General features: G+C 69.8%; 22 protein-coding genes and 1 tRNA gene. 6 read left to right on the top strand and 17 right to left on the bottom strand.

The features are described from left to right. Positions 1-171 precede the first annotated feature (171 nt). Positions 172-1,275: an IS630 family transposase gene (locus tag ABZS42_RS24455; protein WP_355148946.1), complete on the top strand. Its 1,104-nt coding sequence runs from the start codon at positions 172-174 to the stop codon at positions 1,273-1,275. Between the two features lie 124 nt (positions 1,276-1,399). Here ABZS42_RS24455 and ABZS42_RS24450 read toward each other — a convergent pair whose 3' ends face one another. Further along, positions 1,400-1,540: a hypothetical protein gene (locus ABZS42_RS24450; RefSeq protein WP_355148944.1), complete on the bottom strand. Its 141-nt coding sequence runs from the start codon at positions 1,538-1,540 to the stop codon at positions 1,400-1,402. A gap of 695 nt (positions 1,541-2,235) precedes the next feature. Then, entirely contained in the window at positions 2,236-2,652 is a 417-nt protein-coding gene (locus tag ABZS42_RS24445; RefSeq protein WP_355148942.1) for a hypothetical protein, read from the bottom strand. Between the two features lie 781 nt (positions 2,653-3,433). On the opposite strand from ABZS42_RS24445, the gene ABZS42_RS24440 reads away from it, so the two are divergent. The 4 genes from ABZS42_RS24440 (at position 3,434) to ABZS42_RS24425 (ending at position 8,466) form a co-directional block, all read left to right on the top strand. Then, complete coding sequence (locus ABZS42_RS24440) at positions 3,434-5,980, top strand: S8 family serine peptidase (protein WP_355148940.1); 2,547 nt, start codon at positions 3,434-3,436, stop codon at positions 5,978-5,980. 129 nt (positions 5,981-6,109) lie between these two features. Continuing rightward, positions 6,110-6,463 (top strand): IS3 family transposase, encoded by a 354-nt coding sequence (locus ABZS42_RS24435; RefSeq protein ID WP_355148938.1) that lies wholly within the window; start codon positions 6,110-6,112, stop codon positions 6,461-6,463. Positions 6,464-6,505: 42 nt separating this feature from the next. Then, positions 6,506-7,057 carry a hypothetical protein gene (locus ABZS42_RS24430; RefSeq protein ID WP_355148936.1) on the top strand — a complete coding sequence of 184 codons (552 nt, stop codon included), beginning with the start codon at positions 6,506-6,508 and terminating at the stop codon, positions 7,055-7,057. A 512-nt stretch (positions 7,058-7,569) separates the two neighbouring features. Next, positions 7,570-8,466 (top strand): DUF1963 domain-containing protein, encoded by an 897-nt coding sequence (locus ABZS42_RS24425; RefSeq protein ID WP_355148934.1) that lies wholly within the window; start codon positions 7,570-7,572, stop codon positions 8,464-8,466. A 192-nt stretch (positions 8,467-8,658) separates the two neighbouring features. Here the strand turns inward: ABZS42_RS24425 and ABZS42_RS24420 are convergent, their stop codons facing one another. From ABZS42_RS24420 to ald, 11 genes are all read right to left on the bottom strand, one after another. Next, the gene (locus tag ABZS42_RS24420) at positions 8,659-8,940 is read right to left on the bottom strand and encodes a hypothetical protein (RefSeq protein WP_355148932.1); all 282 of its coding nucleotides are present in this window, start codon (positions 8,938-8,940) and stop codon (positions 8,659-8,661) included. A gap of 45 nt (positions 8,941-8,985) precedes the next feature. Further along, positions 8,986-9,492: a hypothetical protein gene (locus ABZS42_RS24415; protein WP_355148930.1), complete on the bottom strand. Its 507-nt coding sequence runs from the start codon at positions 9,490-9,492 to the stop codon at positions 8,986-8,988. Positions 9,493-9,734: 242 nt separating this feature from the next. After that, positions 9,735-9,808 (bottom strand) — tRNA-Pro (locus ABZS42_RS24410). Between the two features lie 499 nt (positions 9,809-10,307). Continuing rightward, complete coding sequence (der, locus tag ABZS42_RS24405; protein ID WP_355148928.1) at positions 10,308-11,711, bottom strand: ribosome biogenesis GTPase Der; 1,404 nt, start codon at positions 11,709-11,711, stop codon at positions 10,308-10,310. Between the two features lie 67 nt (positions 11,712-11,778). Then, on the bottom strand, positions 11,779-12,459 hold the full coding sequence (cmk, locus tag ABZS42_RS24400; protein ID WP_355148926.1) for a (d)CMP kinase: 681 nt from the start codon (positions 12,457-12,459) through the stop codon (positions 11,779-11,781). 189 nt (positions 12,460-12,648) lie between these two features. Further along, positions 12,649-13,413: a pseudouridine synthase gene (locus ABZS42_RS24395; RefSeq protein ID WP_355148924.1), complete on the bottom strand. Its 765-nt coding sequence runs from the start codon at positions 13,411-13,413 to the stop codon at positions 12,649-12,651. Beyond that, complete coding sequence (gene scpB / locus ABZS42_RS24390; protein WP_355148922.1) at positions 13,400-14,356, bottom strand: SMC-Scp complex subunit ScpB; 957 nt, start codon at positions 14,354-14,356, stop codon at positions 13,400-13,402. The genes ABZS42_RS24395 and scpB overlap by 14 nt, the downstream gene beginning before the upstream one ends. A 4-nt stretch (positions 14,357-14,360) precedes the next feature. Next, positions 14,361-15,269, bottom strand: a complete 909-nt coding sequence (locus ABZS42_RS24385) for a ScpA family protein (RefSeq protein WP_355149010.1) — start codon at positions 15,267-15,269, stop codon at positions 14,361-14,363. A gap of 245 nt (positions 15,270-15,514) precedes the next feature. After that, positions 15,515-16,438, bottom strand: a complete 924-nt coding sequence (locus ABZS42_RS24380; RefSeq protein WP_350793057.1) for an AAA family ATPase — start codon at positions 16,436-16,438, stop codon at positions 15,515-15,517. 202 nt (positions 16,439-16,640) lie between these two features. After that, entirely contained in the window at positions 16,641-17,633 is a 993-nt protein-coding gene (locus tag ABZS42_RS24375) for a site-specific tyrosine recombinase XerD (protein ID WP_355149008.1), read from the bottom strand. Positions 17,634-17,645: 12 nt separating this feature from the next. Next, positions 17,646-18,761 carry an alanine dehydrogenase gene (gene ald, locus ABZS42_RS24370; RefSeq protein WP_355148919.1) on the bottom strand — a complete coding sequence of 372 codons (1,116 nt, stop codon included), beginning with the start codon at positions 18,759-18,761 and terminating at the stop codon, positions 17,646-17,648. Positions 18,762-19,045: 284 nt separating this feature from the next. Between ald and ABZS42_RS24365 the strand changes: the two genes are divergently transcribed. Beyond that, positions 19,046-19,303: a TM2 domain-containing protein gene (locus ABZS42_RS24365; RefSeq protein ID WP_355148917.1), complete on the top strand. Its 258-nt coding sequence runs from the start codon at positions 19,046-19,048 to the stop codon at positions 19,301-19,303. Positions 19,304-19,372: 69 nt separating this feature from the next. On the opposite strand, the gene ABZS42_RS24360 is transcribed toward ABZS42_RS24365, so the two are convergent. From ABZS42_RS24360 to ABZS42_RS24345, 4 genes are all read right to left on the bottom strand, one after another. After that, positions 19,373-19,978 (bottom strand): NUDIX hydrolase, encoded by a 606-nt coding sequence (locus tag ABZS42_RS24360; protein ID WP_355148915.1) that lies wholly within the window; start codon positions 19,976-19,978, stop codon positions 19,373-19,375. Then, positions 19,975-21,714 carry a CTP synthase gene (locus ABZS42_RS24355; protein WP_355148913.1) on the bottom strand — a complete coding sequence of 580 codons (1,740 nt, stop codon included), beginning with the start codon at positions 21,712-21,714 and terminating at the stop codon, positions 19,975-19,977. The genes ABZS42_RS24360 and ABZS42_RS24355 overlap by 4 nt, the downstream gene beginning before the upstream one ends. A gap of 158 nt (positions 21,715-21,872) precedes the next feature. Further along, a complete protein-coding gene (locus ABZS42_RS24350) occupies positions 21,873-24,185 on the bottom strand; it encodes a hypothetical protein (protein WP_355148911.1) in 2,313 nt (770 codons plus the stop codon). Further along, a partial coding sequence (locus tag ABZS42_RS24345) for a glycosyltransferase family 4 protein (protein ID WP_355148909.1) occupies positions 24,185-24,874 on the bottom strand: 690 nt, incomplete at its 5' end. The genes ABZS42_RS24350 and ABZS42_RS24345, both read right to left, overlap by 1 nt.

The raw sequence follows: 24,874 nt of genomic DNA, 5'->3' as shown, positions 1-24,874 counted from the left end.
TAACAGCTGAGCCACGACCAGGCGCTGGTGCTCTCGGATTGGCTTGACCGCATGGACGAATCATAAGATCTAGTGCCGCGTCTTTGAACCTTGATCGGGCAATCCAACGGTTCTGATGACCAGTCAGGCAGGCTGTCTCCCAGTGTTTGAGGCTGTGGGAGGTGGTGCCGGGTGGGTAGACGCCCGGAGGTGTTTGTCCGGCAGGTGTCGATGGCCGAGGGTCAGCGGTTGCAGCGGATCACCAGGACGGCGAAGGATCCGGTGAAGCTACGTCGGGCGATCGTGGTGCTGATGTCGGCTCAGGGGCAGCCGGCGCCGGACATCGCGCACCTGCTCAAGACCAGCGAGGACTACGTCCGCGATGTGATCCACGCGTTCAACGATCGGGGGTTCGACGCGCTGGACCCAAAATGGAGCGGGGGCGCACCGAGACGGATCGATGAGCAGACCCGCGACTGGATCTGCGTCATCGCCCGGTGCGACCCCCGTTTCCTCGGCAAACCGTTCTCCTGCTGGTCCCTGGTCAAGCTGCGCGACTACCTGATCGAGGCCGGCTACGTCACGACGATCAGCGTCGAGACGATCCGGCGAATCCTGCATGAGCGCGGGGTGTCGTGGCAGGCCACGAAGACGTGGAAGGCCAGCACGGATCCCGACTTCACGGCCAAGATGCGCCGGGTCCTGGACCTCTACGACCACCCGCCAGCGGACGGGCGGGTGATCTGCGTCGACGAGTTCGGCCCGTTGAACCTGCAACCCCGCCCCGGCCGTGCCTGGCGCCCGCAGGGCCAGCCGGTGCGGCTGCGGGCCACCTACACCCGCGACCAGGGCGTACGGCACATGATCGCCGCGCTCGACCTGACCACCGGGCGTCTGCACTACCGCATCCGCGACCGCAAACGCTGGCGCGAGTTCCTCAGCTTCCTCAAGACCCTGCGCCGCCGCTGGCCAGACGACAGGCTCTACCTCATCGTGGACAACTTCTCCCCGCACAAACATCCCGAGGTCCGCGCCTGGTGCGCCGCCAACCAGGTGGAGCTGGTGTTCCTGCCCACGTACGCGTCGTGGCTGAACTGGATCGAGGCCGAGTTCGCCGCGGTGCGGTACTTTCGCTCTCAACGGCACCGACCACCGCAGCCACGCCGAGCAGGACGCCGCCATCGGCGACTACATCCGCTGGCGCAACCAGCGAGCACACCCGAAATCCGGATTCGCAATCAACTCCAAGATCCGCCACCCGGATTACCCGTTCAAAGCTGCATGACGGGGCACTAGTTGAGCGACCCGGCGAGCTGTACGAACGAGCTTCTAGCAGCGGAAACGCCTCTCGGCATCTCGCACCACTCCCCCGCCGTTCGCCGACCTCCTGCGGACTGGATGCGGAACGCTCGCCCTGCTCTTAGCCGATGACCCGCTGCACCACCGCCACAAGGGCGTAGACCACTCCGGCCCACGCGGCCACCTGACCGGCGCGGAAAAAGGCAGTCCCGGCGACGAGGAATCTCATCCTCGCGGCCTTCTCAGCATTGTCGGCGTCCATGGCGATGCCTCCACGTCTCGGCGCTCCGAGGGCTGATCCTGCATGATCTGGCTGCCGATGAAAACCGGTTGATGATGATGGATCCCACCGTCTCACCGCGAGCTTCCGGTCCTGCTGTCACACGGTGGTACTCAGAGCCATCTCCGCCATGAGTCCCACACACCCTGGCCCATGGTCTCTCGGCTCCGCCTGGCACTCATGAAGGAGGTGGCGGCCCGCGTAACCACCGACCACCGCACCATCCGGACGGCCTGCTCCATCTCCCTCGAAGATCCCCGCCCGGAGGGCAATAGCTTTGTAGTCCGCCAGCGTGGCCCGCCGGTCCGGCCGATACCGGCCGCAGGTCGCCAGCAGGGCGGGGCCGGGCCGGCGCGGCCCGCTTTGTCGCCCGCCGTGATCCTGAAGAGGAATTCGGCAGGTCGCGAGGTAGGACACTGGGCAGCACCACCATGCCGTCCATGCCGTCCATGCAGTCCATCCGATCCACGGCAACGCCAGCGTGACTGACCGGTGATCGTTCCACCGGCAGGATGCGAACCTGCGACACGGTTTAGGATTTGTCGATCATTTGCCGTCGGCAGTCCGGTTACCTGGTGTCCACGCTGGTCGAGGCGTTGCGCCTGCCGTCGTTGTTGGGCCCTTCTCACCCCTGCATCGGGGCACCCAACGGGCACAGAGGGGTGTCCCGGTCTCGATTACTTGAGGTAGGGGTTCGAGGCTTGGGGGTTGGGCACCCCTGAACGGTCTGTCCGGGATAGTTGCTGTCCGGCCGGCGTTTCCACGATCGCTAGGCCGTCGTCTCGGTCATCCCACCCTCGGTCGGAGTAATCCCATACTGCGACGTCGGCCAGGACGCTGGGCAGGTCAGCCGGCGATACGGTTTCGTAGGTGCCGAGGGCATCTTTTTCGGGCGTCAGGCGGCGTACTTCGATGAGCCCCTCGTTGACCAGTCTGATCAAGACCGGGGCGAGTTCCGCGGGCGCCAGACGTAGCCTGACCGTGAAATCGACATCGGTACGCCAGTCGTACAGCACAGCGGGCAGCAAGTCGTGCTCTCGCGCGTTAACCATGAGGCACTGCGCGGCGTGACTCAGCTGGTCCCAGGTCCGCACCGGGTGATACTGACACGCGACCGGAGCTGCTCGCACCGGGGCAGCGCCGTTGTACTGGCGCCTCCGATCGGGATGCCCTCGATCTAGAGCTGAAACAGGCCGAACCCTTGTCGCGGCCAGTCGGCGTGAACCCCACCCGAAACGTGTCGGCAGTGCCCGCGCCCAGCGTTGGAAAAGGTCGGCCCGCAGTCGTCGTCGTTCGTTCGAGCCATCGCGCGGACCTGACGGGGCATGTCGTCAACCTGCAGCCGGGCCATTGCCCGCCGGTCTTGGATGGCCTGCCGTCGAGCTGAAGCAAGCGGATCCGTGCGGAGGAGGCGGCGATCCTGCTGCTGCGGTCAGGAGGTGGCAGTGCTGGGCTGAGGCAACCCGAGACCACGCGCGCCTCGCGCACGCCGGGCTGCCGTGGACGACAGGCCGCACTCCCCGCCCTGACATGAAACCCCAGCTCAGCACCGGTCGAGTTTCGACCAGGACCGTCACTCGTCCGGGCCCGTGAGGAGCCCCAGCGCCGGTCCCTGAAAGTTGCGCGAATCGATGCGGAGGAGTCGCTCAAGTCGCTTCCGGCGGGTGGATTTTGCCCTCTTGACGAGGCACATCCGTCGCAGTCTAATTGGTGATCATGTAGGGGAGGCCACGCGTGGGAGAGTTCCAGCTCGCCGTTCTGACGTGGCAGTGTTTCCTTATTTTGTCTCGACCAGCGTGTGTGGATCATGCGGCTCGGACGCAACCGGTCGCACCCGCTCGTTAGAGATATCGCCCAATTTGGGAAGGAACCGAAATGAGCATGAGGTCCACGAGTCGGCGGCAGTTCCTGCAGCGGCTGGGAGGCACCCTTGCCGCCGGGGCAGGCGTCGCACTCTTCCCGGCCGGGTTCGCCTCGGCATCACCCAAAACAGGTTCGACATCGGTCCCCGGTAATACGGGCGGCGGACTGGCGTCCCCGACCGGCTGCACGCAGTGCACGTACCCGGGAGACCCGGGCTTTGTCGCCAGGAACCCAGGGGAACTAGACGCGGCCAAAGCCAGCTGGGAAACGCCGGAGTATGGATATTACACCGGCCATGATCCTGCCACTCCCGGCACAGCAGTCGATTCACCGTGGCAGCTCGTCGCGGTAAACGCGTCCACCGCCTACGCCCTGGGGTACTTCGGGCAGGGCGTCGCGCTGGGCATGATGGATTCGGGCTACCGGACTACACACGAAGCATTCCAGACCGGGCTCATCGTTCCGGTGAGAGCGGAGGGTGTCTACGGCACGTCCGGCTTCGGGTATCGCAACGCAGCAACCCCGGGCAACCCGTTCACTGCGGGCGAGCCTTTCACTGTGGCCGGCGATCAGGCGAGAACAAGCGACTACTCGCACGGGACCGGCATGCTTGGCGTCACCTCCGGCATCCGCGACGGCAAGGACCAGCACGGCATCGTCTTCGGGTCGACGATGTACGTCGCCAAGACCGGCGGTTCCGATACCCAGTCCCACGGCCCCTTCCACGATTACGTGTACTGGCACACAGCCAACAAGGCCCTGGTCGACGCAGGTGCCCAGGTCATCAACAGCAGTTGGGGCTCTTATGTCCGGACTATTGACAGAACCCGCTTCGACGGCCTGGGGAACGACCTTGGGGTCAACGGCAACCTCGCCAACGCCTACCAACTGCGTGGCAAGGACAGCGCCAGCGCCACGGCGATGGCGACCGTCCTCCCCAACGAGTACCTGAAGGACCTGGAGTACCAGTTCTTCTTGTTCAAGAAGAGCTATTTGGAAGACGGCATTCAATACAATCCGAACTACCCCGGACGCTCTTTCATGGATGCCATCTGGGACGCCATCAAGGACAGTGGCACCGTCAACGTACGGTCGGCCGGTAACAACGACTGGAGCAACCCGTTCTTCCGCCCGGCGTACCCCTTCTTCAATCCCCCGGCGGAACGGCAGTGGGTATCCGTCGGCGGGGTGCAACCGCCCACGGCGGCCAATCCCGAATACACGAAGCAGTCGGGGTACAACGAGGGGGGGCTCGCCAAATGGTGGACCGTGTCCACCCCTTCAAACAGCGTCCGGACCACGAACAGCGGTGGTGACACCAACTATTCAAACTCGAGCGGGACGTCACCGGCCACACCCGTCGCGACAGCGGCGATGGGGGTTCTACTCTCCCGCTACCCGAACATGGACGCCAAGCAGGTGCGTGAGCTGATGTTCACCACGGCGAACAACAAGATGTCCGACGGCGTGAGGTTCCTTGGCACCGGGCAAACCTCCCCCTCCGGGGCATCCATCGCCTGGACCGCTCCCGACGGCCTTCCGGACGACCGCTGGGGCTGGGGGATTCCCGATCTGGCCAAGGGAATGTACGGTCCCGGCCAGTTCCTGAGCCCGATGACCTACAAGATGGATAAAGCGCCCCTGGACGTCTGGTCGAACGACATCGGCCAGGTGGCGATCAAGGAACGGGAAAGGGAAGACCTGGAGTGGCTGGCGGGCTACAAGGAGCAAGGCACGGCCTACGCCGGTGAATTCGGCCCCAACGTGCTGAGCCCAGACGGCACGCTCAGCGAACAGGCCTTCATGCTTCAGGGGATTTTGGCTGACCCTTACATCCAGGCCATCACTGACGGCCACCCCGAGTTGTACGACAAGATCACCTATGAAGACGCGGTCAAGTGGCGCAAGGAATGGATGGACAAGCGCGCCGCCTACATCCAGAACAACATCGACAACAACCGCTACACGGCATCTCTGACCAAGCAAGGCTCCGGGACGCTGGTCATGACGGGCAACGACACCTACGAGGGCGGCACGACGGTCGAAGGCGGCAAGCTTTCGATCACCGGCTCGCACGCAAGCTCGATCGACGTCAAGGGCGGCACTCTCGGCGGCACCGGTTTCGTGGCGGGCAGCATCGACGTCGACCGCGGCGTGCTGCAGCCCGGTCTGTCGTCCGAGGAAGCGGCGTCCGCGGTGTCCATCACCCTCACCGACGTCGCGCCCGGCAACGTCCTGAACGTCGGCGGCAACGTGACCATCAGCCGAGCGGGTCGCCTCGCCATCACCATCTCCGGCGACCACGACTACACGAGCGTGCGCGCCGCGGGTGACCTGGTGCTGGACGGCGAACTCACCCTGGACGTTCGCGCGCCCCTCACTCCGGGCACGGTACTGACGATCATGAGCGGCGACTCGATCAAGGGCAACTTCCATTCCCTGCCGGAACGGCGGGTCCTGAACGAGGGCCGCCACATGTTCAGGGTGTCCTACCAGGACGGCGATGTGACGTTGACCGTCGTGCGGAGGCTGCCCGGCGCAGAGTCCGGCGGCGCCTAGCCGCACGTGACCTGGCCAGCCGGGCTCAGGTTCGCCTGAGCACGGCTGGCCAGGCCTTCGCCCAGGTTCAGCCGTGACCGCCACGGTCGGCATTTTCGCCTCGGAACTCGACCCGACTCGGCAGCGGTCGTGACGCTTGTCGACGAGCTGCGCGATCGCTTCGGGGTCGAGCCCGTCCTGCGGGTCCTCGGCGTGGCCGTCTCCACTTACCACGGCTGCCTCGCCCAGGTCGCCCACCCGTCCGCTCGGCCACGCGAGGACGCAGAACTGGCAGTGGAGATCGCGGAGATCCATCACGTGTCGGGCGACACCTACGGCAGTCCGCGGGTGCACGCCATGCTGCGCCGCCAAGGCCGCCGAGTGGGCCGCGAGCGGGTCGAGCGGTTGATGCGCGACGCTGGCTGCAGGGCGCATTCCTGCGCAGGAAGTGACGCATCCCGTCGACCCGGCCGAACCCGAAGGCGACACCGGCTCCGGATCTGATCAACCGGCAGTTCACCGCTGAGGCGCCGAACCGCCTGTGGGTTGCCGAGGCCACCCGCATCCCCTGCGGCGAAGGCGCGTTCTGGTTGGCGCATCCGCCCCGGCATCGCCCACGCCGGACGCACCGTCACTGTCGAAGCCGCCGACGCCACCTTCCGCGTCTACGACGGCGATCAGCGCCTCACCGAAGTCGCCCGGACCACCACCAAGCTCATCGCCCGGTTCACGGCCCGCAAACCTCAGCACAGCAGATTAAGGACACGCAGGCACAATGACCGGATGCCGGCCGACGAAGCCCAGCTCTGGCAGCTGCTGTGCTCCCTCAACGACCGCAACCACCTCGAGTTCCCCGCGAACTACAACCATCAGCGAGCCAGGGCACGGTTCAACCAACTGGCCGAACGAATCAACCGCGGCTTCGGCTGCCAATGCGACGTTGACCGGGAGGTGCAAGACGCGAGCTTCCACGGCCGCATCGACATTTCCGCCGCGGTCGACGACCTCGGCTACACCCTCATCCCCGAAGGCCCCCTCTGGAAGCGCTACGACGGCCCCGGCGACACGTGGTGGACCCGCTACTTCGACTACCTATGAACCGAGCCGAGAAGACCTTCATCATCAATCCGCCGCCCAGCAACGCCGGCAGCCGGCCGTCGGCCTCGGGACCTGCGTGACACTTGGCGGGCTGATGGTGAAGCCGAGGTCGGCAGGTCCCTTACCCGGTATTGAGCCAACGCGGCCAGCTGGTGCGCGTAACCCGTCTGTTCCTTGTGGCAGCGCCGCTCCGCGCGAATTTGGTCCGTCAGCGACCGGCTGAGGCTGGACGCGCGTCGCAGGGTCGTCGTGGCCATCAGGGCAATCGCCCGTTGCAACGCGGCGAGGGCCGCAGCGATCAATGCCCTATGGCGGGCGAGCGCCTGGCTGCGAACGACGGGATCAACCGCAGTCAGGTCGAACAACCAGGAGTAGTCACTCCACGGCTCCGCAAACACAACAACAGGCTGCCACCTGAGACGGAGTCCGCATCCATCAGATCTAGGGGCCCATGTCGAAGTGGCTGACCGGCATGTAATGGACCCGGAACGCCTCTGGGATGATGCTCCGCTATGGAACTGTACGGGTCGTTTCGCCGCGAAGCGATTGAGCGGGGCCTTCCGGCGGATCAGGTTGACAGGTTCGCCGAGCAGCTGCGATTCGCGATCTGGGTAGGTGGCGGTGACGGCGGCGAGGATGCTGTCGGGCAGAGCGGCGGGCTGCCCCGGCTACCTGCCCGCACGGAGTGGCCGTCCGAGCGCGGGATTCCGTTGCCGTTCGTCGCGTCCCTCCACTGCGCGGCCCTTCCGAAGGTCGAGAAGCTTCCCCTGCCGGTGGACGGCTCGCTGCTCTTCTTCCTGGACCCTGAGAAAGCCTTTGACGCGTGTAGTCGCGGCTACGACGCGTACGCGCGGGTCCTGTACGTCCCCGCAGGCACCGAGACAGCGGTCCGGCAGCTGCCGTCCGACCGTGAGGTCCTGCGCCCTTACCCCGAGTACAGGCTTTATGCCGAGGTCGTACCGGAGCTGCCACCCGGGCTCGAGCCCGACGACGAGGACATGGACGACCGCCTCATGTTCGCGTCGGACACCGTGAAGCAGCTGGTTGGTGAGCTGACACACACCGATGAACTCATCGCACTGGTCCAGGATCTCTGGCCGACGGGGATGGGCCTGTCATCCCTACGCATCGGTGGATACACGAAAAGAATCGGAGGCTCGTACTCTCCGGAGGAGCAGATGGCGCGTGCCAGCCTCCGGGCCCGACTGGAGACCGAACCTGACCTTCCGCGGTCCGAGAGGATCCGCTGGCGTCGCGAAGAGGAATCCCGACTGATTCGGGAATGGGTGCCGCTCGCCCAGTTCCCCACCGAATACGATGTTCACTTCGGACGCTTTTTGATCAGATTCGGCGACCTGGCCGCCGGCCGCTTCGACAAGATGCGCTCATTCCCCGCGTTCACCGAGTAGGCCGAGAAGAGCTACCTCGCCGGACTTCGATGCAGTCCCTAGCCGGACTTGCCACTCACGTCCCGAGACTGATCCGTCACGCAGGTCCTGAGACCGACATTGCCGGCAGCCGGCCGGCTCTCCGCGTGTATTGGCTGCTCAGGGTGGCTTAGACGGCGGTGGTGTCGTCGCTGCGCTTGTTGTGCGCCCACTTCATGCAGCACGGGTCGGCGTGTCGCCGAGCACCGAGTACTCCAATGCGGTGTCCTTGAGCGTGCGCGTGGCAGTCGCGGCCGAGGGTGCCGGGTGGCTGGGGTCGCAGGTGTCGCGGTGCTGGTCTGCCGTGAACCGGATGCCGTACATCAGCGCGTTGGCCGGCTCTGAGTCGCGGTCCGCGCACAGACCGGCGAGAGCTGAGCCGAGCTTGGCGGCGTACCAGGCGATGCCGTGGACGCAGCCCGTGCCGGTGCGGGCGATGGCGCCGTCGAGGACCACCCGGTCCCCAAGATCGGCGCAGGTAGCGAAGGAATCCGCAACGGTTTAGGAAGTGTGGACACGGTCGAAAGTCGTTCGGCAGTGACCTGGCTCGACCTGAGTCACCACGCTGGCAGCCATGCCAGGAGCTGAACGGCGTTGGCCGTCGTCAACCACCGAACGGGCCCGCGAGGGGAATGCGACGTTTCGCTCGTCGACGGTCGGGCGAAGGCGTTCCCACTGCGGGTCGTAACAGACCAGCCCGCGGTCTGCCGCCATGCACGCCGCCTCGGCCGACACCTCCTCACACATGCGGTACCGCACCGTGAAGTAAACGAAAGACCCCGATGCCTCGTCCATCAACGGACCAACGGACCAACGGCTCACATCGTGCTCGTCGTCAGGCATGTCGACCCACCGGTCAAGCAACGCAAGGACGTAGGCGCGGATGCGCGGGGTCGGTGGCAGTTCCTCACCCTCGATGTACGCGGCGTAGAGCTGGTCATAGACCTTGCCAGCAGCACCGTCGTCGGCCGGCAGCTCGCCTTCCCAGACCGCCAAGTCGTAACTCATGCCGGCAGTCTGCCCGCCATGCCCGACGCGGCGGTAGAGGGACTGCCCCGATTCGGTCGACTCCTGACCTGTGAGGATGTGCTCCTCGCTGGAGGGATGTCTGTCATGCCGGAGGCGTTCCCGCCGGATTCCGTCGTGACGTGGTCGTGGTCGCCCCGCAAGGGGCTTTCGGGGAGGTTCAAAACCTCATAGACGAATACAAAAGCCCTGACCAGGGTTTCCGCTGGTCAGGGCTTTACCTGTCGGGACGGCCGGATTCGAACCGACGACCCCTTGACCCCCAGTCAAGTGCGCTACCAAACTGCGCCACGTCCCGATGCCCCCGCCTGGTCTCCCCTGCGGCAGCCGGTACAGCTTAGCGCAGCTTCCTCACGCCGTCCGCACAGGCCCCACCGGTCACGCACAGCCCCCTCGGCACCGCGGCCGGCATGATCGGCCACACCACCACTGAAGCGTCCTAGGGAGATAGGTTGGAGGGTGTTTCTGGGCTGTCGGCCAGGTCGCCGGGCAAGCGATCCGGGTCACCGTTGATAGCGGGTGGCGGCTTGATCCACTCGGGATCCATGGAGTCGGGGTGTCGGCTCGGGTTGGTTACCGCGACTTCAATGAACCCGAGTGGATCAACCGGGGGCGCACACGCGGGAGGCCGAGCGGACCAAGCGAGCCGAAACGGGACAAGGCCGAAGCAGCCCGAAACGGGACAAGACCGAACCGGGCCGGGACAAGGCCGAACCGGCGGGACGGGACAAGGGCGAGTGGACGAAGCGGGCCGGGTCGGGGATTCCCCGACCCGGCCCGCTTCGTGGAGCAGATGGTCAGCCGTGCGCCTTGCCGCGGCCGCCGGGGCCGACCTTCTTGCGCGGGCGTACCGAGATCTCGATCGGACTGCCCTCGAAGCCGAACTCCTCGCGGAGCTTGCGCTCGACGAACCGCTGGTAGCCGGCGTCCAGCGGCCCGGTGGTGAACAGCACGAAGCGCGGCGGCGCCGCACCGGCCTGGGTGGCGAAGAGGATGCGCGGCGCCCGACCTCCCCGCACCGGGTGCGGCGTGGCCTGTACAAGTGCCGTGAGCCACTGGTTGAGCCGCGACGTCGGGATGCGGGTCTCCCAGCTGGCGAGCGCCTTGTGCAGCGCCGGAGCGAGCTTGTCGACCGCGCGGCCGGTCTCCGCCGACAGGTTCAGCCGGATCGCCCATGGGATGCGGCGCAGTTCCCGGTCGATCTCCTTGTCCAGGTAGTACCGGCGGTCGGCGTCGACCAGGTCCCACTTGTTGAAGGCGATCACCAGGGCCCGGCCGGCTTCGGTGACCATCGACAGGATCCGCTGGTCCTGTTCGCTGATCGGCTCGCTCGCGTCGAGCAGTACCACCGCGACCTCGGCCGCCTCGATGGCCGAGGCGGTACGCAGGCTCGCGTAGTACTCGGTGCCGCTGGCCTTGCCGACCCGCTTGCGCAAGCCGGCGGTGTCGACCAGGTGCCAGGTCTCGCCGCCGATCTGCACGAGGCTGTCCACCGGGTCGACGGTGGTGCCGGCGACCGAGTCGACGACTGCCCGCTGCTCGCCGGAGAAACGGTTCAGCAGGCTGGACTTGCCCACGTTCGGCCGGCCGACGAGCGCCACCCGGCGCGGGCCGCGCGGCCCGTGCTCGACGATCGCCGGCGCCTCCGGCAGCGCGGCCATGATCGCGTCGAGCAGGTCACCGGAGCCCCGGCCGTGCAGGGCCGACACCGGCAGCGGTTCGCCCAGGCCGAGCGACCACAGGGAGGTCGACTCCATCTCGATGGAGGTGTTGTCGGCCTTGTTCGCCACCAGGATGACCGGCTTGGCGCTGCGGCGCAGCATCCGCACCGCGGCCTCGTCCACATCGGTCGAACCGACCATCGCGTCGACCACGAAGAGCACCACGTCGGCGGTCGCCACGGCCGTCTCGGCCTGCGCGGCGATCGCCGCCGCCCGGTCCTTCGCGTCCGGTTCCCAACCGCCGGTGTCCACCACGGTGAACGTCCGGCCGGCCCACTGCGCGTCGTACGGCACCCGGTCCCGGGTCACCCCGGGGACGTCCTCGACGACCGCCTGCCGGCGGCCGATGATCCGGTTGACCAGCGTGGACTTGCCGACGTTCGGTCGGCCTACGACGGCCACCACCGGCTGCGGGCCGGTGGGTTCCTCGGTGTCGAGGTCCGGCTCCTGAAGCTCGACCCAACCGCCGCCGTCACTCATGCCGACACCTCCTTCCGGTCCGCGCCGGCACGAGGCTCAACCGCGTTGGTTCCGATGTTCTGCTCGCTCATGCCACTCCCCGCTCGGTGAGCAGGGCGTGCAACTGCTGGACGACCTCGTCGATGCCCAGCTCGGTGGTGTCCAGCACGACCGCGTCCGACGCCTGCTGCAACGGAGAGGTCTTGCGGGTCGAGTCCAGGTGGTCGCGGCGGGCCAGGTCCGCGGCGGTGACCACCGCATCGGTGGCGTCCTCGGCGCTGCGCCGGGCCGCCCGGGCGGCCTCGGACGCGGTCAGGTAGACCTTGAGGTCGGCGTCCGGCGCCACCACGGCACCGATGTCCCGTCCCTCCACCACCATCCGTCCGGCGTTCGCGATCATCTCCTGCTGCCGGGCGACGAGCAGCGCGCGTACGGCCGGCACGGCCGCCACGGCGGAGACCGCCTTGGTCACCTCGGGTCCACGGATGTCCGCGTCCACGCTGACACCGTCAGCGGTGACGCCGTACCCCTGCGGGTCGGTCCCGATGCGCAGGTCCACCTCCTGGGCGACCTTGGCCACCGCCTCGGCGTCGGTGAGGTCGACGCCGGAGCGCAGCACCGCCCAGGTGACCGCCCGGTACATAGCCCCGGTGTCGAGGTAGCGGGCGCCGATACCAGCGGCCAGCCGTCGGGAGACGGTGGACTTTCCCGAACCGGACGGCCCGTCCACAGCGACCACACATCGCCCGGCCCGCACGTTGTCTTCCACCGTCGTCCTCCTCAGCCCGTACCTCACGGATCGCCGGCCTTCCGGCGCCGCGAGCGGATGTTCCTGGTCAATGATGCCCGCCGCTCCGAGCGGAGCGCGCGCGACGCCGCCGGGCGCGACCCGCGCCACCGCGCGGCCGGCACCCGACCGCCACGGAGCCTACCGGCAGCCGTACCCCGTTCGGCGGGGTCAGTCACCCACCGCCTTGAACAGCGCGGCGACTTCGGCGTTGGTGAGCCGGCGGGTCCGCCCGGCGCGCAGGTCACCGAGGCGGATCGGGCCGATCGAGGTACGTATGAGCCGGGACACCGGGTGCCCGGCCTCGCCCAGGATTCGCCGGACGATGTGTTTGCGTCCTTCGTGCAGGGTCAGTTCGACCTGGGCGGTTCGTCCCAGGGTGTCCACCACCCGGAACGAGTCCACCTTCGCCGGGCCGTCCTCCAGCTCCACGCCGGCCATCAACCGCTTGCCGAGGTTGCGCGGGATCGGCCCGGACACCTCGCAGAGGTACGTCTTGGGCACGCCGTAGGAGGGGTGCATGAGCCGGTGCGCCAGGGTGCCGTCGTTGGTGAGCAGCAGCAGGCCCTCGCTGTCGGCGTCGAGCCGCCCGACGTGGTAGACGCGCTGCTCGACCCGGTTGCCGAGGAAGTCCGCGAGCGCGGTGCGTCCCTTTTCGTCCGCCATGGTGGAGACGACGCCGCGTGGCTTGTTCATGGCCAGGTAGACCAGCCGGGTGTCGGTGACCAGTCGCTCCCCGTCGACGTGGATCACGGCGGTGGCCGGGTCGACCTTGTCACCGAGCTGCGCGACCCGCCCGTTGACGGTGACCCGGCGTCGGAAGATCAGGTCCTCGCAGGCGCGTCGGGAACCCACACCGGCGGCGGCCAGCACTTTCTGCAGGCGCTCGGCGCCCTCGGGGGCGTCGGTGTGAGGGGTGCGGTCATCGCGTGACATCGCTCAGCTCTTCCACATCATCGGGTAGGAACGGCGCGAGCGGCGGCAGCTCGTCGACCGTGTTCAAACCCAGCTTCTCAAGGAACAGGGTGGTGGTCCGGTAGAGGAAGGCGCCGCTTTCCGGCTCACTTCCGCACTCCTCCACCAGGCCGCGGGTGACCAGGGTACGGATCACCCCGTCACAGTTGACACCCCGGATCGCCGAGATTCGTGAGCGGGTGACTGGCTGCTTGTAGGCGACCACGGCGAGCGTTTCCAACGCGGCCTGGGTCAGCCGTACCGACTGCCCGTCAAGGACGAACCGTTCCACGTATCCCGCGTATTCCGGGCGGGTGTAGAGACGCCAGCCACCGGCGGCGCGGCGCAGCTCGAAACCGTGCCCGGACGCGGTGTAGCCGGCGGCGATCTGGTCCAGCATCGCGCCGACCCGCGCTGCCGGCTGCTCCAGCACCTCGGCCAGGGTCGCCTCGCTGACCGGCTCGTCCACCACCAGCAGGATCGCCTCGAGCGCCCCGCGCAGTTCGCCCTCGTCGAGCTGCGACGCGGGTTCCGGGGCCGCGGTCACCCGCCGTCGGGGCGCCGGCTGTTTCCTGGGTACGCGAGCAGCCGTCCCCTCCCCCGCCGCGGCGTCACTGGCCGCGGGCGCGGAGGCGGTCGTCTCCGGCGTCGCCGCACGTTCCTCGGCCGGCACGCCGTCGGAGGCGGCCGTCCCCGGCGCCGCCGCACGTTCCTCGGCCGGCATGCCGTCGGGCTCGGCCGTCCTCGCGACGTCGACCGGTTCCGCGCCCCCGGAAACCGGTGGCCCCGCCGGGGGTGCCTCCGTTGCGCGGTCTTCCTGTCGGGGCGGTTCCGGGGCGTTCCGGGGTGGGCTGGGACGTTGCCAGGGTGGGACCCAGGCGGCGGCCTGGTCGGCCAGGGAGTTGCGGGTCTCCTCGTTGCTCATCGCGTCAATCCTCGCTCGTGCCCAGGTCGCGGCTTCCGGTCGGGCCGGCTGCGGGGTCTGCGGGTCCGGCAGGTGCTGTGCCCGGAGTGCCAGCCTCGGCTGGCGTGCCCGCGTACTCGTCGATCTGCAGGTCCGAGCCGCCGTCGGCGGGACCGGTCCACCGGATGGTCAACTCGTCGAGGGCCTGCTCCTGGACGAAGGCCACCAGGCCCTCCCGGTAGAGCTCCAGCAGCGCCAGGAACCGGGCCACCACCTCCAGGGTGGCTTCGCAGTCGGCGCAGAGCGCCGAGAAGGTGGCGGTACCGGCCCGGCGCAGCCGCTCGGAGATGATCGCCGCGTGTTCCCGGACACTGACCCGGACCATGTGCACGTGGGCGATGGAGACCTCGGGGGCCACTTTCGGCGTCATCGCTCGGACGGCGAGGGTACGCAGCCGCTCCGCGCCGATACCGAGCACGAGGTCGGGCAGCGCCTCGGCGTACCGGGGTTCGAGGGAGACCGCGCGCGGGTACCGCCGACCGCCGACCGCTTCCAGGTCGGCGATGAACGCGGCGGCCTCCTTGAACGCCTTGTACTGCAACAGCCGGGCGAAGAGCAGGTCCCGCGCCTCCAGCAGGGCCAGGTCCTCCTCGTCCTCCACCTCGGCGGCGGGCAGCAGCCGGGCCGCCTTCAGGTCCAGCAGGGTGGCGGCGATGAGCAGGAACTCGCTCGCCTCGTCGAGGTCCCACTGGTCGCCCATGGCCCGGATGTAGGCGATGAACTCGTCGGTGACCTGGTGCAACGCCACCTCGGTGACGTCCAGCTTGTGTTTGCCGATGAGCTGGAGCAGCAGGTCGAACGGTCCGGTGAAGTTCGCCAGCCGGACCGTGAAGCCGCTGCTCTCCCCCGCTTCCTCGGCCGACGACTCGCCCACCGGCTCGGTCTGCGGGCCGGCCGACGACGGCTCACCCCCAGGCCCGGTTGGAGGGCCCTCCGGCGACTCCGCCGGTGACGACGGCTCAACCTGCGATGGAGGCCCGACGTGCGACGCGTCCGACGCGGCGGCACCGGGGCGGGCGGCGGGCCCGGACGACGGCTGCTCGGGCGCGGCGGGCTGGTCGAGGGGCGGGGCGGTCACCCGACGACCGTAGTTGACGGGACGCGAAAGGGCACCGGCACCTACCGCTCGGCCTGCGCGGCGATCACCTCACGGGCCAGCTGGCGGTAGTTGCGGGCACCGGACGAGGCCGGATCGAGCGTGGTGATCGGGGCGCCCGCGACGGTGGACTCGGGGAACTTCACCGTCTTGGTGATCACCGTCTGGTAGACCTTGTCGCCGAACGCCTCCACCACCCGCTGCAGCACCTGCCGGCAGTGGGTGGTGCGGCTGTCGTACATGGTGGCGAGGATGCCCTCGAGCTCCAGGTCGAAGTTGAGCCGCTCGCGGACCTTGTCGATGGTGTCGAGCAGCAGGGCGACACCACGAAGGCTGAAGAACTCGCACTCCAGCGGAATGAGCACGCCGTGCGCGACGGTCAGCGCGTTGATGGCCAGCAGGCCCAGCGACGGCTGGCAGTCGATCAGGATGTAGTCGTACTCCTTGCGGATCGACCTCAGCACCCGGGCGAGGGCCATCTCCCGGGCGACCTCGTTCACCAGCTGGATCTCCGCGGCGGAGAGGTCGATGTTGGCCGGCAGCAGATGCAGCCCGGCCACGTCCGTCTTGATCAGGACGTCCTCGGCCGTGATGTCGTCCTGCATGAGCAGGTTGTAGACCGACAGGTCGAGGTTGTGCGGGTTGACCCCGAGCCCGACCGAGAGCGCGCCCTGCGGGTCGAAGTCGACCAGCAGCACCTTGCGGCCGTACTCGGCGAGCGCCGCACCCAGGTTGATCGTGGTGGTGGTCTTGCCGACGCCGCCCTTCTGGTTGGCCATCGCGATGATCCGCGCCGGGCCGTGCCGGTCGGTCGGCATCGGCTCGGGGATCGGCTTGCGCATCGTGTAGGCGGCGGGATCCGCCGGTCCGAGGTCGTTGCCGAGCGCGGCCTGCTGCTCGCGGAGCTCCGACGTCCACGTCTCGGCACGGTTCTCGTTGCCAGCCATGTCCTCGTTGCCCCCTCCCGACGACCACCCGGCGCCGGAGCCCTCCGACGTCCTTCGCGGCGCCGCTGCGCACCCCGGCCCGACAGCTCTAGGGGATCCGCGCCGATGCCGACTGTACGCCACCGGCCAGCAGGCGGTTCATTACCCGTTCGGCGTGTCGGGCGGGGCCCCGCCCGAGCCGGTCCACGACGACTTACCCCGGTCAGCCGTGGGCTCGCGGGTGCGCCGTGGCGTACACCTCGCGCAACCGTTCGACGGTGACCAGTGTGTACACCTGCGTGGTGGTCACCGACGCGTGGCCGAGCAGTTCCTGCACCACCCGCACGTCCGCGCCACCGTCGAGCAGATGGGTGGCGTACGAGTGGCGCAGCGTGTGCGGGGAGACGGCGGCCGGCCCGTCGACCGGGAGGCCGGCCCGTTCGGCGGCCCGGCGCAGGATCGTCCAGGCGCCCTGCCGGGAGAGCGGGCCGCCGCGCGCGTTCAGGAAGACCGCCGGGGTTCCGCGGCCAGCGGCGGCCAACCCGGGGCGGGCCCGCACCAGGTAGGCCCGGAGCGCCTCGACCGCGTACCCGCCGACGGGCACGAGCCGCGTGCGGCCGCCCTTTCCGCGCAACAACACCGTGCCCTCGTCCGGGTCCACGTCGTCCACCGCGGCGCCGACCGCCTCGGAGATCCGCGCCCCGGTGCCGTACAGGAACTCCAGCAGCGCCCGGTCACGCAACGCGAGCGGCGCTTCCGCACCGGTCACGGCGACCGGGCCGGCGGTTTCCAGCAGCCGCACCACGTCGTCGACCGGCAGCGCGCGGGGCAGCCGGCGCGGCGGCTTCGGCGGGCGGACGTCCCGGCTCGGGTCGGCCCCGGCCATCCCTTCACGCAGCGCGAAGCGGTGCAGACCGCGCACGGCGCTCGCCGCGCGGGCCGCCGAGGAGACGGCCAACGGCGGATGCTCGTCGTCCCCGCTGCGCAACCGGGCCAGGTGTGATTCGACGACACCGGCGCCGACCGACGCGAGGTCGCCGATGCCGGCGCCGGCCAGGGTCGCGAGATAGCGCTCCAGATCCCGGCGGTACGAGGCGAGGGTGTTCGCGGACAGTCCTCGTTCGACGGTCAGGTGGTCGAGGTAGGTGCGCACGGCACGGCGCAGGGCCGGGGCGGGCTCCACGCCCGCCCCGGCCCGCTCCGCCGTAGCGCTCAGACCGCGGCCCTGTCAGGCGAGGACGTCGGCCAGCGGGAGGACGCCCATGCCGTGCGCCTCGGCCACCGGACCGTACGTGACGCGACCGTCGTGGGTGTTCAGGCCCAGGGCGAGGGCCGGGTCACGGCGCAGCGCCTCGCGCCAGCCGTTGTTGGCCAGCTCCAGGGCGTACGGCAGGGTGACGTTCGTCAGCGCGTACGTGCTGGTGTGCGGCACCGCGCCGGGCATGTTCGCCACGCAGTAGAAGATCGAGTTGTGCACCCGGTACGTCGGGTCGGCGTGCGTGGTGGGACGGGAGTCCTCGAAGCAGCCGCCCTGGTCGATGGAGATGTCGACGAGCACGCTGCCCGGCTTCATCCGGGAGACCAACTCGTTGGAGATCAGCGTCGGGGCCTTGGCGCCGGGCACCAGCACCGCGCCGATCACCAGGTCCGCGTCGAGCACCGCACGCTCGACCTCGTACGCGTTGGAGGCGACCGTCTGCAGGTGGCCCCGGTAGATGGCGTCGGCCTGGCGCAGCCGCCCGACGTTCTTGTCCAGCAGCAGCACCTCGGCCTGCAGGCCGAGCGCGATGGCGGCGGCGTTCATGCCGGACACACCGGCGCCGATGACCACCGTCTTGGCCGCGTACACCCCGGAGACACCGCCCATGAGGATGCCGCGACCGCCCCCCTGCGCCTGCAGGTGGTACGCGCCCACCTGGGGCGCGAGCCGACCGGCCACCTCGGACATCGGGGCGAGCAGGGGCAGCGACCGGTCCGGCAGCTCCACCGTCTCGTACGCGATGCCGGTCACCTTGCGGTCGAGCAGCGCGTCGGTGCACTCCTTGGACGCGGCCAGGTGCAGGTAGGTGAAGAGCACCTGCCCCTCGCGCATCCGGTGGTACTCCTCGGCGATCGGCTCCTTGACCTTGAGCACCAGCTCGGCGGTCTCCCACACCTCGTCGGCCGTGGCGAGGATCTTGGCGCCGGCGGCGGTGAAGTCGTCGTCGGAGATGCTGGATCCGACGCCGGCACCGGCCTCGACGAAGACCTGGTGACCGCTGCGGACGAACTCGTTGACGCCCGCCGGCGTGATCGCCACGCGGTACTCGTGGTTCTTGACCTCGCGTGGGATTCCGACCTTCACGATGCAGACACCTCTCTCCGGGGCGGCGCACTCCCCCGACTGCGCGGTGCGCGACGGCCCCTTTGCCGCCGCGGTCCACCGGTCCCGCCGGCGGCAGTCTAGGCGCGCCGTGACCCCGTGCGGGCCAGCAGAGTGATATCCGGTGCGGGAGCCCCCTGACGGACTGTCAGGTGTCACACGGTGGACATCGCCATCAGCCGTCAGGACAGTGTTCGTCCGTCATCGTCCCATCAACAGGGTGCCGCTGCGGACAGGACGCCTGTGGATCACTAGGGTGTCGCCTCATGACCACTCCTCCTTACCAGCCCGGGTATCCCCAGGGCGTTTCCGACAAGAGCAAGGTCGTCGCGGGCATCCTGGGCATCGTGCTCGGTTCGTTGGGCGTCGGCCGGTTCTACATGGGCCACACCAAGATCGGCGTGCTGCAGCTCGTCGTGACCCTGGTGACGTGCGGCGTCGGCGCCCTCTGGGGCTTCATCGACGGCATCCTGATCCTGGTCAACGGTGGCGTCGACGGACAGGGTCGCCCGCTGCGCGACTGACATCCGGAAACACGTAAGGGGCCGTGCGGCGCACCGCACGGCCCCTTCTCGTCGCGAGAGACTCCCAGGTCAGCGCACCAACGGGGCGTCCGCCCGGCGCAGCGCCGACCAGCCGGTGTCGCGGGCCCGCGCCGCGGCGAGCAGCCCGGCCACACAGGACGCGTTGGTGATCTCACCGGCCAGCACCATGGCCACGGCCTCGTCCAGGTCGATCCGTACGACCTGCAGGTCGGCCTCCTCGTCGCGCCGCTCGTGCCGCCGCTCGGCCGGCACGCCCGCCAGGTCGCGGGCCAGGAACACCCGGACCAGTTCGTCGGTGAAACCGGGCGAGCTGTGCAGGTCGACCAGCACGTCCATCCGCCCGGCGGTCAGGTCCACCTCCTCGGCCAGTTCCCGCGCCGCCGCGGCGGCCAGGTCCTCCCCGGAGACGTCCGTCAGTCCGGCCGGCAGTTCCCACAGGTGCCGCCCGACCGGGTGCCGGTACTGGCGGATCAGCACCACCTGGCCGGCGTCGTCCAACGCCACCACCGCCACCGCACCGACGTGCCGGACGATGTCGCGCGGCGCGGTGCCGCCGCCCGGCATGGTCACCTCCTCGGTGACCACGTCGAAGATCCGGCCGGACCAGCGCTGCTCGCGGGAACGGACCTCGTAGCGGTGCTCGACGGCGCTCACGAAGCCGACGCCGCCTTCGCCGCGGCCCCGTTGCGGGCGGCCTTCTCGGCGGCCGGCGCGTCCAGGTCGACGGGGAGCTGGTCGGCCTGCGAATAGGTGATCGCGGCCTTGACGAACGAGGCGAACAGCGGGTGCGGTCGGGTGGGTCGGCTCTTCAGCTCCGGGTGGGCCTGGGTGGCGACGAAGTACGGGTGCACGCTGCGGTCGAGTTCGATGAACTCGACGAGCCGGCCGTCCGGCGAGGTGCCGGAGATGTGCAGGCCGGCCTTGGCGAGCTTGTCGCGGTAGGCGTTGTTCACCTCGTAGCGGTGCCGGTGCCGCTCACTGATCTCCGTGCTGCCGTACGCCTCGGCGACCAGCGAACCGTCGGTGAGTTTCGCAGGGTACGCGCCCAGGCGCATGGTGCCGCCCAGGTCGCCCTTACCGGCGACGATGTCCTGCTGGTCGGCCATCGTGGCGATCACCGGGTGCCGGGCCTTCTCGTCGAACTCCAGGCTGTTGGCCCCGTCGAGACCGGCCAGGTGCCGGGACACGTCGATGGTCATGCACTGCAGGCCGAGGCAGAGACCGAGCAGCGGAATCCGGTTCTCCCGCGCGTACCGGGACGCACCGATCTTCCCCTCGATGCCCCGCACCCCGAACCCACCGGGGATGACGATGCCGTCCACCCCCGCCAGCGCCGCCGACGCGCCGGCGGCGGTCACACACTCGTCGCTGGGCACCCACCGCAGCTGCACCCGCGCCCGGTGACCGAACCCGGCCGCCCGGATCGCCTCACTGACCGACAGGTACGCATCCGGCAGGTCCACGTACTTACCCACCACCGCGACGGTCACCGTGTGCCGCGGCTGGTGCACCCGCTCCAGCAGATCGTCCCAGCTGGCCCAGTCCACGTCCCGGAACGACAACCCGAGCCGGCGCACCACGTACGCGTCGAGGCCCTCTCGGTGCAGCACCTTCGGAATGTCGTAGATGCTCGGCGCGTCCGGCGCGGCCGTGACGGCCTCCCGGTCCACGTCGCAGTACAGGGACAGCTTCTCCTTGACCTTGTCCGGGATGTCCCGGTCGCAGCGCAGCACCAACGCGTCCGGCTGGATACCGATGCTGCGCAGCTGCGCCACCGAGTGCTGCGTCGGCTTCGTCTTCAACTCACCCGACGGCGCCAGATACGGCACCAACGACACGTGCAGGTAGAAGCAGTTGTCCCGGCCCAGGTCGTGGCGGACCTGCCGGATCGCCTCCAGGAACGGCAACGACTCGATGTCACCGACCGTGCCACCCACCTCGGTGATCACCACGTCCGGCACCACACCGTCGGCGTCCGGGTCGGCCATGCCGAGGATCCGCGACTTGATCTCGTTGGTGATGTGCGGGATCACCTGCACCGTGTCACCCAGGTACTCGCCGCGCCGCTCCTTGGCGATCACCTCGGAGTAGATCTGGCCGGTGGTGACGTTCGCCTTCCCGGACAACGCCCGGTCCAGGAACCGCTCGTAGTGCCCCACGTCGAGGTCTGTCTCCGCGCCGTCCTCGGTGACGAAGACCTCACCGTGCTGGAACGGATTCATCGTCCCCGGGTCGACGTTCAGGTACGGGTCGAGCTTCTGCATCACCACGCGAAGACCCCGCGCGGTGAGCAGGTTGCCGAGGCTGGAGGCGGTCAACCCCTTACCCAGCGAGGAGGCAACGCCCCCAGTGACGAAAATGTGCCTGGTCGTCCGTGCTGAAGGGGCCAAGGCCTGCTCCCGTGTCGTCCGTAGCGGTCGTGCAGAACGCCGAGCCGATCAGCAAAGTGATCACGCGATCCACGGGATTCCACGGTAACACCTCCACGGCGGTGGTACGCAGGCCGCACCGAGGTCACGGCCGTCACGGCGCGGCGATCGGCGGTCGGTCAGCGCGCGGTGACCGGGCGCGACGGCCGGGGCGACGGCACCGACGGCCGCCGGTCGGCCCGGGCCTCGCCCGGTTCGGCGGTCGAGCCGGAACCCGTGCCTTGATCCGTGGCCGGTGGCTCCTGCCCGGACGGGGCCGGACGGGCCGGTGGGTTGGACGGGTCGGCCGGTCCGTCGCCGGCCACACCCGCGTCCTCGGCACGGGTCCGCCCGGCGGCCGGCACGGTCCGGTCGGTCGAGTGGTCCAGCACCCGCAGCGCGGCCAACGCCGCCATCGGCACCACCAGGGCGGCCGCCGCGCCGGCCACGTCCAGCGCCACGCCGCCGAGCACCCCGCCGATGACCGCCGCCACCGCGGTGCCGGCCATCGCCGCCCGGATCGCCGGGTAGATGCCGAACAGCCGCATCAGCCCGCCCCAGGGCTGCAACAGGGCGAACCACACCAGCAACGCGCCGGCCAGGGCCAGCACGGTCAGCGGGCTGCTCACGAGGGTGTCGAAGTTGGCCGCGCTGGAACGGTGCAGGGTGAGCCCGCCGGAGCCGTCGCCGATGGCGGCCAGGAAACGACCGAGGCTGCCCCGCTCCGCCGCCGGGCGGCGCAGGTCGACCACCGTGACGCCGACGGTGACCGCCATCGCCGCCACGACCGCCCAGGCCAACCGGCTCACCGTCAGCCAGCCGCCCGCGCTGATCACCGCCGCGACGCTGAGCCCGGCGGTCAACGCGATCGCCCCGACCGGATCCGCACCCAGGTACGGGCTGCCCACGATCACCACGGCGAGCCCGGTGACCGCCACCATCACCGCCGGCCGCCAGCCCTTGCGTACGTGCTGGGCGAGCCAGCCCGCGCTCAGCAGCGCGGCGGCCAGGAACACCCCGAGCCCGACGGTGCCCAGCCCGGCGTACCGGCCACCCGCCTGCGCCGAGTAGCCGACCACACCGTTGAGCTGCAACCGCGACCCGGTCAACACGTCGGCCCCCACGACGAGCACGGTGAGGGCGGCGACCGCGCCCAACGGCCCGAGGGTGCTGCGATAGCCCGGCACGATCCGGACCGCCGCGGTGCCGGCGAGCACCAGCAGCGCGGTCACCCCGGCGAAGACCAGGCCGGGCCGGTCCGCCCGCCACCAAGGCACCGCGTCGGCGAGCAGCGCGGCCGGCACCGTCAGCGCGGCGGCGATGAGGAGCAGTTCCACCAGCACCACCACCCGCCGCGGGACCGGCTCCGGGCCGTACGGGCCGGCGTGTCGGCGCGCCCGGCGCAGCAGCGGCAGCACCGCCACGGCCAGCAGCATCAGAGCGGCGGCGAGCAGGGCGAAGAACCAGCCGGCGACGCCCCGCTGGTTCGCCGCCTCCCGCTCGGCGTCCAGCGGTTGGGCGATCGCGTCGGCCAGGTCGGGGCGACCGTCGACGGCCACCGCCGGGCGACCCACGAAGGGGCGCTCCGGCATCGGTCTGCCCAGCGCGGCCAGCGCCGTCGGCGCGAGGTCGACGAGCTGCAGGTACCCGTCCCGGCCGGTGGTCGCGGAGGTCAGCCACCCGCCCTCCCAGCCGGGCCCGTCGGCGACCGCCACGTGCAGCCGGGCCGACCGGTCGGTGTCGGAGACCCCGGCGACCAGCACCAGCGAACGCGGTGGACGAGCGGCGAGCACCCGGGCCAGTTGCCGGTCGGCCGCCCGGGCCGCCGCCACCCGCTGCGCCTTCGTGGCGCCGTCGACGGTGCCGAGGTCGACGATGCTGAGCACGCAGGAGCCGAGCAACTTCGTCGGGTCGTCCGGCAGCGCCGACGCGTACCGGTCCACCCGGCCGAACGGCCGGGCGGCGGCCACCGCGGCGCCGGGGCCGACCGCCACCGAACAGCGCACCGACTCGGAGAGCGATCCGGGCACGGCCCCCCACGGCAGCTGTTCCTGGTTGAAGTGGACCACGGTCTCCTGGTCGGGCAGGTTCGCCCCGTTGCCGTCGGGCCGCTCCACGGCCACCGTCTGGACCGGGCAGCTGCCGGCGGGCCGGTCACCGGACCACGCGGCGAAGCTGCCCGCGCCGAGGGTCAGCCAGCCGTCCACCGGGCAGGTGGGGCGGTGCGCGGAGCGCACCGACAGGGAACCGATGGAACCCTGCTCGGCCATCCGCCACAGCGTGGGCGTGGTCTGCGGGTCCACGTCCTCCCAGCGCAGCCCGGCTACCCCGGCGATGACCACGAAGTCGGCGGTGCGGTGCGGCAGGCTGCGCTGCGGCCGGGCGGCGAGCGCCGTGACGCCGAGCACCACCACCATGATGCTCAGCACGACGGGGAGAAGTCGGCGCAGCATCAGCGTGGTCCCGACCCGGGTGTGCCGGCGTCCGCGGCGGCCGGGCCGTCCGGGTGCGCGGCGAGTTCGGCGTAGAGCGCGGCCAGCGTGGCGACGGTGTCCGCCTCGGTGGGCCAGGTGGCGGCCCGCTCCGCACCGCGCCGGCCCAGCGCGGCCCGCCGATCCGCGTCGTCGAGAAGTTCCCGTACCGCGGCGTCGACGGCGTCCACCTCGCCGGGTGGCACCAGCACCGCCGCGTCACCGACGAGGTCCGGCAGGCCACCGACGGCGGTCGCCACCAGCGGTACGCCGGCACGCAGCGCCTCCTGCGCGAAGAGCTGGCGGGCCTCCCAGTCGCTGGTGACCACGGCCAGGTCCGCACCGGCGAGCAGGTCCGCCACGTCGGTGCGGTGACCGAGCAGGGTCACCGGCGCCCGGGCCGCGGAGATCCGCGCGGCCAGCGCCAGGTAGGCCGGGCCGCTGCCGGCGATCACCACGACGGGCGCCGGGTCGCGGGTACGCCACCGCGCGGCCGCGTCGATCAGCACGTCGTACCGCTTCTGCGGGTGCAGCCGACCGACCGAGAGGATCAGTGGCTGCTCGGCGTGGACGCCGAACTCGGCGCGGACCGCGGCCGGGCGACGGCGCGGGGCGGGCAGGGTGGGTGCCGCGACCGGGGCGAGCCGGGCGTCGGCGGCGCCCAGCGCCGC

The organism is Micromonospora sp. NPDC005367, assembly GCF_040606825.1.
GTDB lineage: Bacteria > Actinomycetota > Actinomycetes > Mycobacteriales > Micromonosporaceae > Micromonospora.
This window is presented reverse-complemented; position numbering and strand designations above follow the sequence as displayed.